This window comes from Streptomonospora litoralis (assembly GCF_004323735.1).
Classification (GTDB): domain Bacteria; phylum Actinomycetota; class Actinomycetes; order Streptosporangiales; family Streptosporangiaceae; genus Streptomonospora; species Streptomonospora litoralis.
Window position 1 is genome coordinate 4,023,166 of record NZ_CP036455.1, and the last position, 14,036, is coordinate 4,037,201.

Annotated in this window: 14 protein-coding genes and 1 pseudogene; 13 read left to right on the plus strand and 2 right to left on the minus strand. The window is 73.2% G+C overall.

Translation table 11 applies throughout. From position 1 onward, the window contains the following. Positions 1-6: 6 nt before the first annotated feature. Positions 7-1,248, minus strand: a complete 1,242-nt coding sequence (locus EKD16_RS16920) for a phospholipase D-like domain-containing protein (protein WP_131099272.1) — start codon at positions 1,246-1,248, stop codon at positions 7-9. 296 nt (positions 1,249-1,544) lie between these two features. Here EKD16_RS16920 and EKD16_RS16925 point away from each other — a divergent pair, with 296 nt between their 5' ends. The 9 genes and pseudogenes from EKD16_RS16925 to EKD16_RS16965 all read left to right on the plus strand — a co-directional run bounded on the left by EKD16_RS16925 (position 1,545) and on the right by EKD16_RS16965 (position 7,963). Next, positions 1,545-2,579: an NAD(P)-dependent alcohol dehydrogenase gene (locus EKD16_RS16925; RefSeq protein ID WP_131099273.1), complete on the plus strand. Its 1,035-nt coding sequence runs from the start codon at positions 1,545-1,547 to the stop codon at positions 2,577-2,579. A gap of 57 nt (positions 2,580-2,636) precedes the next feature. Then, positions 2,637-2,801 (plus strand): annotated as a pseudogene (locus EKD16_RS16930) (SAM-dependent methyltransferase); the annotation flags it as partial. 322 nt (positions 2,802-3,123) lie between these two features. After that, positions 3,124-3,873 (plus strand): PIG-L deacetylase family protein, encoded by a 750-nt coding sequence (locus EKD16_RS16935; RefSeq protein ID WP_131099274.1) that lies wholly within the window; start codon positions 3,124-3,126, stop codon positions 3,871-3,873. 90 nt (positions 3,874-3,963) lie between these two features. Next, a complete protein-coding gene (locus EKD16_RS16940; protein WP_131099275.1) occupies positions 3,964-4,497 on the plus strand; it encodes a YbhB/YbcL family Raf kinase inhibitor-like protein in 534 nt (177 codons plus the stop codon). Positions 4,498-4,632: 135 nt separating this feature from the next. Beyond that, on the plus strand, positions 4,633-5,271 hold the full coding sequence (locus EKD16_RS16945) for an HAD family hydrolase (RefSeq protein ID WP_131099276.1): 639 nt from the start codon (positions 4,633-4,635) through the stop codon (positions 5,269-5,271). Positions 5,272-5,497: 226 nt separating this feature from the next. Next, positions 5,498-6,355: an inositol monophosphatase family protein gene (locus EKD16_RS26190; protein WP_242677014.1), complete on the plus strand. Its 858-nt coding sequence runs from the start codon at positions 5,498-5,500 to the stop codon at positions 6,353-6,355. 99 nt (positions 6,356-6,454) lie between these two features. Next, positions 6,455-6,895, plus strand: coding sequence for a DUF1707 SHOCT-like domain-containing protein (locus EKD16_RS16955; RefSeq protein WP_242677015.1), 441 nt, complete (start codon positions 6,455-6,457; stop codon positions 6,893-6,895). A 156-nt stretch (positions 6,896-7,051) separates the two neighbouring features. Further along, positions 7,052-7,480 (plus strand): DUF1707 SHOCT-like domain-containing protein, encoded by a 429-nt coding sequence (locus tag EKD16_RS16960; RefSeq protein WP_131102696.1) that lies wholly within the window; start codon positions 7,052-7,054, stop codon positions 7,478-7,480. A 33-nt stretch (positions 7,481-7,513) separates the two neighbouring features. Beyond that, a complete protein-coding gene (locus EKD16_RS16965; RefSeq protein ID WP_131099278.1) occupies positions 7,514-7,963 on the plus strand; it encodes a DUF1707 SHOCT-like domain-containing protein in 450 nt (149 codons plus the stop codon). A 96-nt stretch (positions 7,964-8,059) separates the two neighbouring features. Here EKD16_RS16965 and EKD16_RS16970 read toward each other — a convergent pair whose 3' ends face one another. Further along, positions 8,060-8,557: a DUF3145 domain-containing protein gene (locus EKD16_RS16970; protein WP_207391328.1), complete on the minus strand. Its 498-nt coding sequence runs from the start codon at positions 8,555-8,557 to the stop codon at positions 8,060-8,062. Positions 8,558-8,773: 216 nt separating this feature from the next. Here EKD16_RS16970 and EKD16_RS16975 point away from each other — a divergent pair, with 216 nt between their 5' ends. From EKD16_RS16975 to EKD16_RS16990, 4 genes are all read left to right on the plus strand, one after another. Beyond that, positions 8,774-9,349 (plus strand): RNA polymerase sigma factor, encoded by a 576-nt coding sequence (locus EKD16_RS16975; RefSeq protein ID WP_131099279.1) that lies wholly within the window; start codon positions 8,774-8,776, stop codon positions 9,347-9,349. Between the two features lie 185 nt (positions 9,350-9,534). After that, entirely contained in the window at positions 9,535-10,062 is a 528-nt protein-coding gene (locus tag EKD16_RS16980; RefSeq protein ID WP_131099280.1) for a hypothetical protein, read from the plus strand. A gap of 741 nt (positions 10,063-10,803) precedes the next feature. Then, the gene (locus EKD16_RS16985) at positions 10,804-13,473 is read left to right on the plus strand and encodes a CHAT domain-containing protein (protein WP_131099281.1); all 2,670 of its coding nucleotides are present in this window, start codon (positions 10,804-10,806) and stop codon (positions 13,471-13,473) included. A gap of 85 nt (positions 13,474-13,558) precedes the next feature. Beyond that, on the plus strand, positions 13,559-13,987 hold the full coding sequence (locus EKD16_RS16990) for a DUF2203 domain-containing protein (RefSeq protein WP_131099282.1): 429 nt from the start codon (positions 13,559-13,561) through the stop codon (positions 13,985-13,987). Positions 13,988-14,036 lie beyond the last annotated feature (49 nt).

A 14,036-nucleotide genomic window follows, 5' to 3' on the forward strand; every position in this document is an offset into this window, starting at 1 on the left:
CGCGGTTCACAGCAGCGGGCGCAGCGGCACCAGCAGCATTTCGCACAGCTTGGCGACGAGCGGGCGCCCGGACCACTCCTCCAGGGTCAGCAGCCGGGTGTTGGTGGAGTCCTTCGCGAACACACGCTCCAGGTGGGCGGCCATGTCGTCGTCGAAGACCTCCACGTTGATCTCGTAGTTGCCGGTGAGGCTGATTCGGTCGACGTTGGCCGTGCCGATGGTCGACCAGCGGCCGTCGATGGTCGCGGTCTTGGCGTGCACCATGGCGTTCTGGAACAGGCACAGCTTCACGCCGCCGCGCAGCAGCTCGCCGTAGAAGCCGCGGGAGAGCCAGTCGGCGACGACGTGGTTGGAGTGCTCCGGCATCAGGATGCGCACGTCCACACCGCGCTGGGCGGCGCTGATCAGGGCGCGCAGGATCTCCCCGTCGGGGATGAAGTACGCCTGGGTGATGTAGACGTGCGAGCGGGCGCGGTCGATGGCCTCCAGGTACATCCCGCGAATGGGATAGATCAGCTGCTCGGGCACGTTGCGGTAGGCGCGGATGGCCGGCGCCCACTCCGGGGTGCCGGTGTCGGGGATGCGCGGCTGGTCCTCGCCCGCCAGCATGTTCCAGAAGTCGCGGAACGCGTTCTCCAGTTCCCAGGCCGAGGGCCCGGCGACCCGCAGGTGGGTGTCGCGCCACTTGGTGGCGTACTCCGATCCGACGTTGTAGCCCCCGACGAAGGCCACCTCGCCGTCCGCGGTGAGGATCTTGCGGTGGTCGCGGCCGCCCTTGCGCAGGTCCAGCAGCAGCAGGCCGGGCCGCAGCAGCGGGTAGGCCAGCACGTGGATGCCCGGCGGGAAGCGGAAGAAGCTGCTCGGCACCACGAGGTTGGCGAAGGAGTCGTAGACCACGTAGACCTCGACGCCGCGGTCGGCGGCCTCGATCAGCGCGCGTTTGAACCGGCGCCCGGTGGCGTCGTTCTTGATGATGAACGACGCGAACATGATCCGGTGGCGCGCCCCGCGGATGGCCTCCAGCATGTCGCGGTAGAGGTCTTCGCCGTAGGTGTAGGTGGTGAGCTCGTTCGCGCCCACGGGGACCGCCTTGGGCGGGGTGCGGGGGAACCCGGAGCGCAGCGGCCGTACGCGCTTGCGCCACTGGTCGACGCCGATGAGGCCGAGTACCACTGCGAGCTGGGCGGCGAGGAACCCGAGGAGCGCGCGCGTGAGCACGGTGGTCACCGGGATGCTTTTTCTCGGCATCGTGCTGCCTCCCGTCCGGACTCTGCCTGGTCGGCGCCGTCGGCGCGCCCTTCTCGGGAGCACCGGCGACCGCCCCGGGCGGCGGTGTCGAACGACGCATTACCGACTATTAACCGTACCCTGCCACCCGCGACCCGGCCGGTCAGGCGCGGCGCCGCCCGTGCGATCGCGCCGATCCGGCGGTCGTTCGGCGTTGCGCCGTGTCCGGTGCGCGCGGCCGCCGGACCATGGTGGCGGGTGTGCCCGGACGCGGCGCGCCTGCCGGAGCCCGGCCGACGCCGTAGAAGGGAGACGCCGTGCGCGCGGTGCAGTACATCAGGGTCGGAGAGGCCCCACGTGTGGTCGACGTCGAGGTGCCCGAGCCCGGACCCGGCCAGCTGCTGCTGAAGGTCACCGCCGCCGGCGTATGCCACTCCGACCTGGCGGTGATGAGCTGGCCGGCCGATCGGATGCCCTTCGAACTGCCCATGACGCTGGGCCATGAGGGCGCCGGACAGGTGGCGGCAGTGGGCGCCGGTGTCTCTCGGGTGGCGGTCGGCGATTCGGTGCTGGTCTACGGCCCGTGGGGCTGCGGGGTGTGCCGCGTGTGCGCGCAGGGCCGGGAGAACTACTGCCCGCACGCCGAGCAGTTGGGTATCTTCCCGCCCGGTCTGGGCGCCCCCGGCGCGCTGGCCGAGTACGTGCTGATCGACTCCGAGCGGCACGTCGTGCCCATCGGCGACCTCGACCCGGTGCGCACGGTACCGCTGACCGACGCGGGCCTGACTCCCTACCACGCGATCAAGCGGTCGCTGGACCGGCTCACCGCGGGCAGCGTCGCCGTGGTGATCGGGGTCGGCGGACTGGGGCACATCGCCGTGCAGCTGCTGCGCCGGCTCTCCGCGGCCGCGGTGGTGGCCCTGGACGTGCGCTCGGAGAGCCTCGACCTGGCACTGCGCAGCGGGGCGCAGCACGCGCTCTCCAGCGACGAGTGGGCGATCGACGCCGTTCACGAGCTGAGCCGGGGCCAGGGCGCCGCGGCCGTGTTCGACTTCGCCGGCTCCGCGGCGACCACGTCGCTGGCCACGCACATGGTCGGCAGGGACGGCGACCTCACCCTCATCGGGATCGGGAACGGGAGCATCGACGTCGGGTTCGAGTCGGTGCCGTACGGCACCCGGACCGGCACCACCTACTGGGGCACCCGCTCGGAGCTGATCGAACTGGTCGACCTGGCCCGGCAGGGCGCACTGGATGTGCTCGTGGAGCGCTACGACCTGGAAAACGGCCCCGACGTCTACAAGCGGATGGAATCCGGTCTGATCCAGGGGCGTGCCGTGGTGGTGCCGTGAGGCGGCGGAAACCCGCGCGGGGGCTAGGATGCCGAAAAATCCCTTAGGAGCGCATTTGTGGGCACCGCCCCCCGCCAGCCGGCGGCCGATCACGAGAACGCCGAGCAATCCCCCTCCCTCGACACGTCGGTACCGCACTCGGCCCGTGTCTGGAACTACTGGCTGGACGGAAAGGACAACTACGCCGTCGACCGGCGTCGCGCTGGCGCCCGAACGAGGGCACGCTCTACTCCGACCGCGACGTATCCCAGCTGTGCGGCGTTGCACGCAATCCCAGAAGCGGGGCAGTGGAGAACGCGGCGACCATGAGCGCCCCGGCGGTCCGGCGACCGGGCCGCGGGAGTGCGGAGTGGCGAGGCTGCCCGCAGGCTGCATGCGGTCCAGGTCGGCGAGGAAGGCACGGCGGTACCGCCGTGTCTGTCTACGCTGACCGGAACCGGACGTCGGGGCGCGGAATCACTCCTGTCCCGCCGATGCTGTTCCAGGGTGTGAATGCGGGCCGGCGCGGTCAGCCGGTCCGCGGTGACCGCGAAGGAGGGCGCCCATGCCGAGTGACAGCGAAGCGACCGAGCGGAACGCGCACACCAGCGGGATCGAGCGCGCGCTGGTGGTCATGGCCCATCCCGACGACGTCGACTTCGGCTGCGCCGGGACCGTCGCCGCGTGGACCGACGCAGGGGTCGAGGTCACCTACCTCATGGTGACCGACGGCGAAGCGGGCGGCGACGAGCGCACCCTCGACGGCGACGGGATGGCCGAGCTGCGCCGCAGCGAGCAGCGCAAGGCGGCGGCGGCCGTGGGTGTGCACGACGTCCGGTTCCTCGGCTATCCCGACGGCCGGGTGATGCACACGCTGGAACTGCGCCGCGACATCGCCCGCGTCATCCGCCGCGTGCGCCCCCAGCGCGTGGTCGTCCCCAGCCCGGAGCGCGACTGGTCGCACATCGCGCCCAGCCACCCCGACCACCTGGCCACGGGCGAGTCCGGGATCAACGCGGTCTACCCGGACGCCCGCAACCCGCACGCCTACCCCGAACTGCTCACCGAAGAGGGCCTGGAGCCCTGGAAGGTGCCCGAGGTGTGGCTGGTGCACGGCCCTTCCCCCAACCGCTACAGCGACATCACCGACACCTTCGACCGCAAACTGGCGGCGCTGTCCTGCCACGCCAGCCAGATCGAGGACGCTGCAGGGATCGGGGAGATGCTGCGCCCGTGGCTGGCCGAGAACGCGGCCGCGGGAGGGCTGGCCGAGGGCCGTCTGGCCGAGGCGTTCCAACACGTCGACACCCGTTAGCGAACACGCCGATCTCGCGATATGCGTTGGGGTAGCAGGAGGCGCGGGGACGGACGTCCCCGGCCAACCGACCACTCCAGGAGGACCGACGTGGCACAGCCGCCATCTCCGTACGAATTCCTGCCCGCCGTTCCGTCGTTCAGCGTGCTCAGCGACGACGTCGCCGACGCGCGGACCCTGCCCGACGCCCAGGTCAGCGGCATCATGGGCGCGGGCGGCGAGGACGTCTCGCCGCACTTGTCCTGGAGCGGCTTCCCCGAGGGCACCCGCAGCTTCGCCGTCACCTGCTTCGACCCCGATGCGCCCACGGCCAGCGGCTTCTGGCACTGGGCGGTGTGCGACATCCCCGCCTCGGTGACCGAACTGCCCACCGGAGCCGGCGACGAGAACGGCTCGGGCCTGCCCGCGGGGGCACTGACACTGCGCAACGACGCCGGTGCCCGCCGCTACATCGGCGCGGCGCCGCCCGGAGGGCACGGCCCGCACCGGTACATGTTCGCGGTGCACGCCGTGGACGTGGAATCCCTGGGTATCGACGAGACGGGCACACCGGCCTTCCTCGGGTTCAACCTGTTCTTCCACGCCATCGGGCGCGCCATCGTTACCCCGGTCTACGAGGTGTAGCCGCCGCGCAGCGCACCGTGCGGGGGCCTCCCAACCCGGGGAGCCCCCGCGCGTCGATTCGGCGGCGTTCACCTCTCTCACACATGTGCCGTGCGAAGATCGGGTCTTTCAACACATACAGGGGTGTATAGCGACATGGGTTCTGGCTCTTCGGACATCGACGTCGTCGTCTTCGACTTCGGGGACGTCATCTCGCGTACGCCGCCGCCCGAGGACCAAAAGGCGATGCAGGAGGTCGCCGGCGTTGCGCCCGAGGACCTGTGGGCGGCCTACTGGAGCGAGCGACGCGCCTACGACCGCGGCATCGAGGCGGTCGAGTTCTGGAGGCGCGTCGCCCGCCGCGTCGGCGCCGAGTGGAGCTCCGCCACGGTGCACGAGCTCTGGGCGCTCGACGTCGGCTCGTGGATCCACGTCCGCGAGGATTCCGCGCACCTCCTCGACCGGCTCAGCGGGGACGGTGTGCGCCTGGCGCTGCTGTCCAACGCGCCGCGGGACATCGCGGGCGCGCTACGCCACTCGCCGGTGATGCGGCCGTTCGAGGCGCTGTTCTTCAGCGCGGAGCTGGGACGCTGCAAGCCCGAGCCCGAGATCTACGAGCACGTGCTAAGCGAACTCGGTACCGCGGCGGAGCGCACCGCGTTCGTCGACGACCGCGAGGAGAACGTGCTCGCCGCGCAGCGGTTCGGCATCGCCGCCCACCGCTACGCGGACCACGCCGGACTGGAGTCGTTCCTGGACGACCACGGGCTGCTCGGCGCCCGCGAGCGCGCCTGAACCGCGGCAGGGCCGACGCCCTACGCCGCAGACCCCCGTTCGGTTGACGTGGGAACCGGAACCGGCCACCAGCGGGTTGAGGCCGCCGCGCCGGTCTAGGCTCGATGGATCGCCCGGCCCGGGGGCGCGCCGCCTCGCCGGGGCCGCGGCGCAGCGATGCCGCAGCGCGCCTCGGGCCCCGAGCCGACTCGCGCCATCAGCCCGACCGCAACGGAAAGGTCCACCGGTGTCCGCTGCAGCTGACTCCACTCAGCCCACCGTCGTCGTCACCACCGCAGGCGCTCCCCAGACTCCCGAAATCGTCCAGCATCTCCAGCGGCAGGGCTACCGCGTCGTGGCCACCGACATCGACCCCACCGCCCCCGGCCTGTACCTCGCAGACCGCTGCTACCTCGTCCCGCCCGGGAACAGCGAATCCTACCTGCCGGAGATCCGCGGCATCTGCCTCAAGGAGCGGGCCGACGCGCTGGTGCCGCTCGTCGACGAGGAACTGGCTGCCGTCTCCCGGCTCGCCGACGACGGCATCGCCGTGCTGCTGCCGCGCCCCGGGTTCGTGGCCGTGTGCCTGGACAAGTACACCTTGATGCGCCGGCTCGCCGACGCGGGCGTGCCCGTCCCCCGCACCGGGCTCGCTGCGGAATGGACGAACGCGCACGAGGTGCCGCTGCGGGTGGCCCCGGCCGCCTCGGGTGCAGGCGTGCTCACCGACAACACCCCCGAGCCGCGCGGCATCGCGCGTGCCGCCTACGAACGCTTCGGCTGCCGCGGCTACCTGGAGTCGGGCAGCATCGCGCTGAAGCTGTGCCGCATCGCCGACGGCGGCGCGCACCTGTTCGTCAAGGACGTCCGGGTGCGCGACTGGGACGTCGCGGCGCCGGCGCTGGTGCTGGAGGAGTCCGGGGGCGCGCTGGCGCGCCTGGACGGCACACCGTTCGCCTACACCGGTTCCTTCGAGCACACCGGCGTGATAGGCGCGGCCGCGGCGGGCGTCTGCGCCGCCGTGGCCGCGTGGCGCCGCGCGGACAGCGGGGCGCCGCAGGCGGGAGACCGCGAGGGCGGACCGATCGAGCGGACTGCGACCTAAGGCGTATGCGCGCGGCCTGGAAACCGGCCGAAAGAGGGATCCCGGGCCGCGCCCGCTGCGTCTAAGCTTGAAACGGACAGCATGAAGGGGGCGTGCCGGTTGACTGCCGATCTCACTCCGCACGACGAACTCCGCGCCTCGGACGCCGACCGCGACGCCGTCGCGCGCCGACTCTCGACGGCTCTCTCCGAGGGCAGGCTGGACCTGGCGGAGTACCAGAACCGCCTCGACTCCGCGATGGGCGCGGTCACCGTGGGCGACCTCGCGCCGCTGACCGACGACCTCCCCGACCCCGCCGGCCGGCCGCGCGCGAACGGTCCCGTCGACCTCGCCCAGACGGGCAAGGAGAACGCCCGCCGAGCCGCCCGGCGCCGACCCGCCGAGCAGTGGCGCACCTGGTCGGGCGCCGCGGCCGTGATGACCACCATATGGCTGTTCTCCAGCGTCGCCTCCGGCGAACTCCTGTACTTCTGGCCGCTGCTGCCGCTGGGCATCTGGGCCGTGGTGCTGATTTCGTCGGGTGGCCGCTGCCGCGGCTAGCTCGTCGGCGATTCCGCGGCCCGCCGCTGACCTGCCGCTTTCCTCCAGCCCTGCTCCGGCCGCTTTTCTCCTGCGCGTGCGCGGCGTATCGTGAAAGTCCCATCATCGTGCGGCAGGGGGTGGGCGTTGGACGACGAACGCGTCCCGGAAGGCCGGATGCGTGCCTCGGATTCCGACCGGGATGCCTGCGCCGAACGCCTCGCCACCGCGCTCTCGGAAGGCCGCCTCGATCTCGCCGAGTACGAACGCCGTTTGGACGAGGCGATGAGCGCTGTGGTCATGGGCGACCTGCGGGGACTCACCGCGGATCTTCCCGAGCCTCCTGTTCCGGCCGTGCCCGACGACGCGGAGCCCGCGACCGTCGGTGCCAATCGCTCCACCCTGGTGTCTCCGTGGAAAGACTGGGTAGACGAGTGGCGATGGTGGCTTGGCGGCGCGGTCATCATGACCGGCATATGGGGCGTCACCAGCATCATGGGCGGCAACCTGGTGCCGTACTGGCCGCTGGTGCCGCTGGGGATCTGGGCAGCGATCCTCGTCGCCGCCGCCATCTGGCCCGACGAAGGTTCCGGGTCCCGCAGATGAGCGTCCCCGCTCCGGGTGGAGGGATCGACGACCATGGACGAACACCAGTTGCCCCCGGAACGGATGCGGGCGGCCGACTCCGACCGCGACGCCTGCGCCGAGCGCTTGGCCGCCGCCCTGCGCGACGGACGGCTGGACCTCGACGAGTACCAGGAGCGGCTCAGCACGGCGATACAGGCGAAGACCATGGGCGAATTGTGGCCGCTCACCCGTGACCTCCCCGAACCCCCGGCGGTCCCCGAGACCGCCGAGCCCGCCGACCGCCGCGGGCAGGCCCGCGCCGAGTGGCGAGAGCGGCTGGAGCCCTGGCGGGGCCTGGCCGCCATCTCGGTGATACTCGTCGGGATCTGGGGCGTGACCAGCATCATCCACGCCGAGCCGCTGCTGTTCTGGCCGATGATCCCGATCGGGTTCATGTTCCTGTTCACTCTCGCCGGCGCGATCGCCGGATCTCCGAGCGACCGCCACCGGGACGGGCCCTGAGTCGAGCGGCAGCGGCGGTGCTCCGGACCGCAGTCGCCGTCGTCCCGCCGGTGACCGTGCTGTCTCCGGCGGGTACGGCGGAAGGTCCGGGCGCGGTCAGCCGGCTGCGTGCAGCCAGCGCACCGGGGCGCCGTCGCCGGCGTAGCGGAAGGGTTCGAGCTCCTCGTCCCAGACCCGCCCGGTGAGCCGGTCGAGCTCGGCCGCGAGGTCGGTCTCCTCCTGGGCCGCCGTGCGCTCCATGGCGTTGCGCAGCCGGGCCTCGGAGACCATCACCTCGCCTGCGGCGCTGGTGACGGCGGTGAAGATACCCAGGCTGGGCGTGTAGCTGTACCGCACGCCGTCGCAGCCGGGAGTAGCCTCCTCGGTGACCTCGTAGCGCAGCTTCTGCCAACCGTTGAGTGCCGATGCGATGGCACCCGAGGTGCCGGGGGCACCCTGCCAGTTCAGCTCGGCGCGATGAGCACCGGGAGCCGCCGGCTGGGCGCTCCAATCGAGTTTCACAGGCACGCCAACCACACCCGCGACCGCCCACTCGACGTGTGGGCACAGCGCCGCAGGCGCGGAGTGGACGTACAAGACGCCACGTGCGGACACCGAACCTCCTGATACGAACGAGTGCGCTTCCCCGACGCCCTCGTACCCGCAGAGGAGCTGTCCGTTCTGGATTTTCCCGGCACCATTGTGCCCCATAGGCACCATCGGCACCAGGTCCGCCACGACCGGATCCGGTGTTTCCCCACATCCCATTCGGCCAGCGGCTACTGTTGCCGTGCGCGCGAGGCGGGAGCTGAGAGTCTACTGGGGGTGCGGGTGGCGGACCAGCCCTATGGGGAGGTCTCGACGGGCGAGCTGGTGAAGCGCGCTCTCGGCGACGACGGCGCGGCATGGGAGGCGTTGATCGATCGGTTCGCCGTGCGGGTCCACGCAGTCGTACGCAGCCACGGCCTTTCGCCGCACGACGCACAGGACGCCGAGCAGACCGTGTGGTCCAATCTGGCCGAGCACCTCTCCCGCATCCGTACCCCGGAGAGCGTCGGCCCCTGGCTCGCGACCACTACCCAGCGAGAGTGCGGCAAACTCCGCCGCCTGGCCCGGCGCGCTCCGCCCACCGATCCCGAGCGGCTCGACGCCGCCGACCACCGCAGCCCGGAGGCGATCGCGATGGCGGCCGAGCGCGACCGCCTGGTGCGCCGCGCAATCGCATCCCTGCGCGAGCCCGACCGGACGGTGGCCGTACTGGAGTTGGAGGCGCCGCGCTCGCCGGCGGCCGACATCGCCGAGTTCGCGGGCGTGGAGCCCAGTGCGGTCCCGGCCGTGCGCCGCCGCGTCCGCCGCAGGCTGCAGCGGCTGCTGGTCGAGCAGGGGTACGGCAGGGGCGGTGGCTAGGCGCGCCCCGGAAGAGCTGCGGAGGCGGGGCGCGGCGCCCGGTCGCCCGGCGCGGCTGCGGCGCGGGCGGTGCGGTGCCCGGGCCGTCCACGGCCGACGCCGGCGAGTGGGGCCCCGGCCCGGTCGCCGCCGAGGGGGCGGGCCGGCGCGGCAAGGAACGGCACATCGGCAGGAAGGCACCCGGCATGAGCCACGGCGACGACGCACCCGGCACGGGATCCGCGCCGTACGGGGCGGAGCGCGGCCCCGGCGAACCCGACCTCGACCGCCTCATCGCGGACCTGCAGGCCGACCGCGGTCCCTGCTCGGGCACCGTCAGCGATGAGGTTCGTGCGGCGGCCAGGGCCGCCTATGCGATGCGCCGCGACGACGCGGTCATGAGCGAGGTCGGCACCGACTCGGCGGAGTCGCCGCCCGCCGGCGTCCGCGATTCCGCCCTCCTGGCCGAGGCGCCCCGCTACCTGCGCTTCGACACTCCGGGCGCCACGCTCGATCTGGAGATCACCGCGGTCGGCGACCGGCGCACCCTCGTCGGCCGCGTCGACCCGCCGGGGCCGACCTCGGCGGATATCCGCACCCCGCACGGGTCGGCTCGGGCCCCCGTCGACGCCGACGGCGCCTTCGTCGCCCCCGATGTCCCGACCGGACCGGTCAGCGTCCTCCTGCACCACCCCGCCGCCCCACCCGTGGCGACCCCCTGGGTCACCGCCTGATCCCCGACGCGTTGGCGCGCTCCCCCGCTGCAGCCGGGGGATTCCGGCCCGTACCGCATCGGCACGACCACGGCTTCCCGGGCTTCCTGGACTTCCTGCTTCATCGACCTGTGCCGACCGTGAGGCCGCCCTTGCCCGGTCTCCACGGGCTTTCGAGCCTGACGGCTCCGTTCCCGACTTGTCCGGCGGTACCCGACGGGGATAAGACACCAGATGCTGTTCCGCCGGGCGGGCGAAACAGGGTGCCGTGCCCCGCTACCCGGGAAGGTCGGCCAAGCCGTGCCGGTCAACGACACGGGCCGACAAGGCCGCCCAGCGGACCCGAGCTGCACGGCCGGGCCGCCCATGGGTGCCCGACCGATCCAGCACTTCCTAGGACAGGGCTGAGACCTCCGCTCCGAACGGCGGAGCACCGCCGAAGCAACGGCAGCCGCCCCGCTCCCGGGAACAACCGACCGCTGCGGCGCGATGCCGACGGCGGCGATTCGGTCGGGCGATTGCGGCGGTGCGATTGCCGCGGTTCCGGGCCGGGCGCACGGGCGACGGAATGTCGGTTTGGTCGCGACCCGGTGGGCCCCGTAAGGGGATGAATCCGACAGGTCACTCCGCGACTCTCCACATGCGGGTAACCGCGTTAGTACTGTCAGTGGCGCTGCGCACCGAAAACGGCGAGCGGTGCCCGTATATCCCTTCCCGCACGCCTTGCGCACTCCCTGCATCGACGGCGAAAGGCACCCCTCCATGACCCCTGGGCGGCTCGACGGCGTTTCCCACCCGGTCACTCTGGTCGCTCGGGACCCCGACCTGGCTCGGCAGTGCGCCGAGCAGGTGCTGTCCGGCGACTGCGACGCGGCTACCCGCTCCGCCGCCCTGCGCATGCTGGCCGCCGCCAGCCGCGAGTCCGGGCAGGACGCCGCCGCCGAACGGCTGCTGCGCCAGTCGGCCGCCGTCGCCGCGCGTGTCGGCGACGGCGAACGCGCCGCGCACGCGCGCGCATCCCGGCTGGGCCTGCTCGCGTTGCGCGGCAGCGGCGGGATGGCGGCCGAGTCGCTCGCCCGGCTGAGCGCGGCGGCCGCATCGGCGCGCGCCGTGCTGCTGACCCACCAAGGCGTGGCCGCGGCCCAGCGCGGCCGCTTCGGCGCGGCCGTGGCCGGATTCGACTCCGCCCTGGCCGCCCTCGACCGCGAGACCGACCGCCATCTGCTGCCGGGGGTGCTGAGCAACCGCGGTCTCGCCCTGATGTACGAGGGCCGATCGGAGGAGTCCGCCGCGGACCTGGCCGACGCCCTGCGCCACGCCGACGAGCACGGCCAGTCGTGCCTGCGCGGCGTCACGCTGCAGAACCTCGGATGCCTGGCCGTGCGCCGCGGCGACATCGCCCATGCGGTCTCCTGCTTCGCCGCCGCCGAGCACCTCGTGCCGCCGCAGCGCCGTCCCGGCGTGCGCCTGGACCACGCCGACGCGCTGCTCGCCGCCGGCATGCACCGCGAGGCCGAGCGCCTGCTCGGCGGGCTCGCTGTGCACGCCGGCAGCGGTCGCGATTCCGCGGAGGCCGCTACCGCCGGTCTTCTCCACGCGAAGATGCGCCTTGCTCGCGGAGATGCCCAAGGGGCCCGGGATCTGGCCCGCCGGCTGCGGCGCGCGTTCGCGGCCGACTCGCTCTGGACGGAGCTGGCGCGCCTGGTCGAGTGGTCCGCCCGCCACAGCGCGTTCCCGCCGCCGCGCTCCACCGGATCCCGATCCGCACGATCCGGCTCGGTCGCGGGTGCCGGCCGCCGGGCGGCCGAATGCGCCGCAATCGCCGCGCCGATCGGCGCCGACGCGGCGGCTGCGGGGGCGCGGGCCCGGCCGGCGGTCAGTGCCTCCGAGGTCCCCCGTCCGCGGCAGGGCGGGGAACACGTGGGCGAGCCGACACCGCCCGCTCCGGCCGCCCCGGTCGACGCCGACTGGTCGGCCACGCCCGAGACGACCACCGCCCTCGCCCACTGCGTCCACGCCGCGCCGCTGGGCCCGCTCTCCGCCGTCTTGCCCTCCGCCCACGAGGCGGCCGCCCTGCGCGCGCTCGCCGCGGGCGACCACGGCAGCGCCCGCGACCGGCTGCTCAGCCGACCGGAACACACCACCCCCGCCCGGCATCTGGAACTGATGGCCCACGCACGTGCCCGACGGCGCGAGATGGCGGCCGCCGGCGCGCGGCTCGCGCTGCGTGCGGGCGACGCGGCCGCGGCCCTGGAATGGGCGGAGTTCGCATCCCTTTCGACCGTGCCCTCGGGCCCCTGCCACGACCGGGAGTGGTCGGCGCTGCTGGACCGGTGCCGAAGGGCGCACGTCCGCGCACACGGCGGCGATCCCGCGGCCCGGCAGGAACTGTCGGCCATCGCAGATCGGCTGAGTGCCGCCCAGTGGCACCCGGAATGCATGGCCGCCGAAGACGTCGGCGGCCCGGAACACCCCGTGGCGGCCACGCTCGCCGAGCGCCTGGGCGAGCGGGCGCTGGTCCGGTACCTGCGCGTCCACGGCAGGGACGCCGCGATCACCCTCGCCGGCGGCCGGATGCGCGTCCACCCGCTGCCGCCGCCGGGCGACACCGAGGACGCCGTCGCGAAGCTGGCCTATGCCGCCCGCGCGCGGGTGTTCGCCGAAGAGGGCGGCCGGTTCCGCCGGGACGGCGTCGCCGCGGCGGCCGCCGCGGTCGAACGGCTGCTCGTCGGCCCCGTACGGGAAGCGGTCGGGGACCGCTCGTTGGTGGTGGTTCCGCCCCCGTCGGCGCAGGCGCTGCCCTGGGGGCTGCTGCCGAGCATGCGGGGCCGTGAGATCAGTGTCGTCCCGTCGGGGCGTTCCTGGTTGGCGTGCCGCGAGCGAGGAGAGGGTCGCGCCGAGCGCGGTGCCGGTGCGCGGGTCCTGCTGGCCGCGGGGGCGGCACCCGCCGGAGCCGCGGCCGAGGTGGACGCGCTGCGGGCCGCGCTCCCGCGGGCACGGGTGCTGTGCGGGCCGAGGGTGTGCGTGGATGATGTCCTGGGCGGCCTGGAGGAGGCCGACATCGCCCACCTGGCCGCCCACGGCTCGGCGTCCTGGCAGGCGCCGATGCTGGCGGGTGTACTGCTGGAGGACGGACCGCTGTTCGCCTACGACGTCGAGCGGCTCGCCCGCGCGCCGCGGGTGACGGTGCTCTCGTCGTGCTGGGTCGGAGGTTCGGTTCCCGCGGCTTCGGGTGCCCCGCTGGGAATGGCGGCCTCGCTCCTCGCCGTGGGCGGCGGGGCGGTGGTGGCCGGGGTGCTGCCGGTAAGCGACCGCGGTATCACGCCCGCCATGCTCGCCTTCCACACGGCGCTGCACGCGGGCGCGACGCCCGCCGGCGCCGTTGCCGAGCACCTCGCCGACGCCGGTTTCATTTGCTACGGCGCCGGATGAGCCGATTCCGGGCGACGGGACCCGTACCGCCCGGTCCCGCCCGTCCCACTGCGGATCGGGAGGCGCAATGGTCTAGCGTGCGGGTATGGACGACGCCGCACATCCCCCCGCCGACCCGTTCACCGAAGGCTGGAGCGAGCCGCGCCTTTTCACGCTCGCCGAGGCGCGCTCGCTCATGCCGGAGGTCCACCGCCACGCCGACGAACTGGTGAACCTGCGCGCCGATCTCGCCGAGCTGGCCGCCGACCTGCGCGGCGGCGATTCCGCCCTGGGCGGCCGCGCCGAACTGAAGGCGGCCGAAGCGCGCTTGACCGAGCTGCAGACGTGGTTCGCCGACAACGGCATCGAGGTCAAGGGCGTGGCACCGCTGCTGATCGATTTCCCCGCCCTGCTCGACGGCGTGTCGGTGCGGCTGTGCTGGCTGGAGGGAGAGACCGAACTCGCCTGGTACCACCGCACCGATCTCGGATTCGTCGCCCGGCGGCCGCTGCCGGAGCACACCTCTCCCTTCTGAGGCCGCCACTGCGGCTCCGCCCCTGCTCACGCCGCGATTAGACGGCCGG

Bases quoted from the DNA above. Each gene is read 5' to 3' on its own strand.
- EKD16_RS16920 (WP_131099272.1), bottom strand. From the start codon at position 1,248: ATGCCGAGAAAAAGCATCCCGGTGACCACCGTGCTCACGCGCGCGCTC.
- EKD16_RS16935 (WP_131099274.1), top strand. From the start codon at position 3,124: ATGCCGAGTGACAGCGAAGCGACCGAGCGGAACGCGCACACCAGCGGG.
- EKD16_RS16945 (WP_131099276.1), top strand. From the start codon at position 4,633: ATGGGTTCTGGCTCTTCGGACATCGACGTCGTCGTCTTCGACTTCGGG.
- EKD16_RS16960 (WP_131102696.1), top strand. From the start codon at position 7,052: ATGCGTGCCTCGGATTCCGACCGGGATGCCTGCGCCGAACGCCTCGCC.
- EKD16_RS16965 (WP_131099278.1), top strand. From the start codon at position 7,514: ATGGACGAACACCAGTTGCCCCCGGAACGGATGCGGGCGGCCGACTCC.
- EKD16_RS16980 (WP_131099280.1), top strand. From the start codon at position 9,535: ATGAGCCACGGCGACGACGCACCCGGCACGGGATCCGCGCCGTACGGG.
- EKD16_RS16985 (WP_131099281.1), top strand. From the start codon at position 10,804: ATGACCCCTGGGCGGCTCGACGGCGTTTCCCACCCGGTCACTCTGGTC.
- EKD16_RS16990 (WP_131099282.1), top strand. From the start codon at position 13,559: ATGGACGACGCCGCACATCCCCCCGCCGACCCGTTCACCGAAGGCTGG.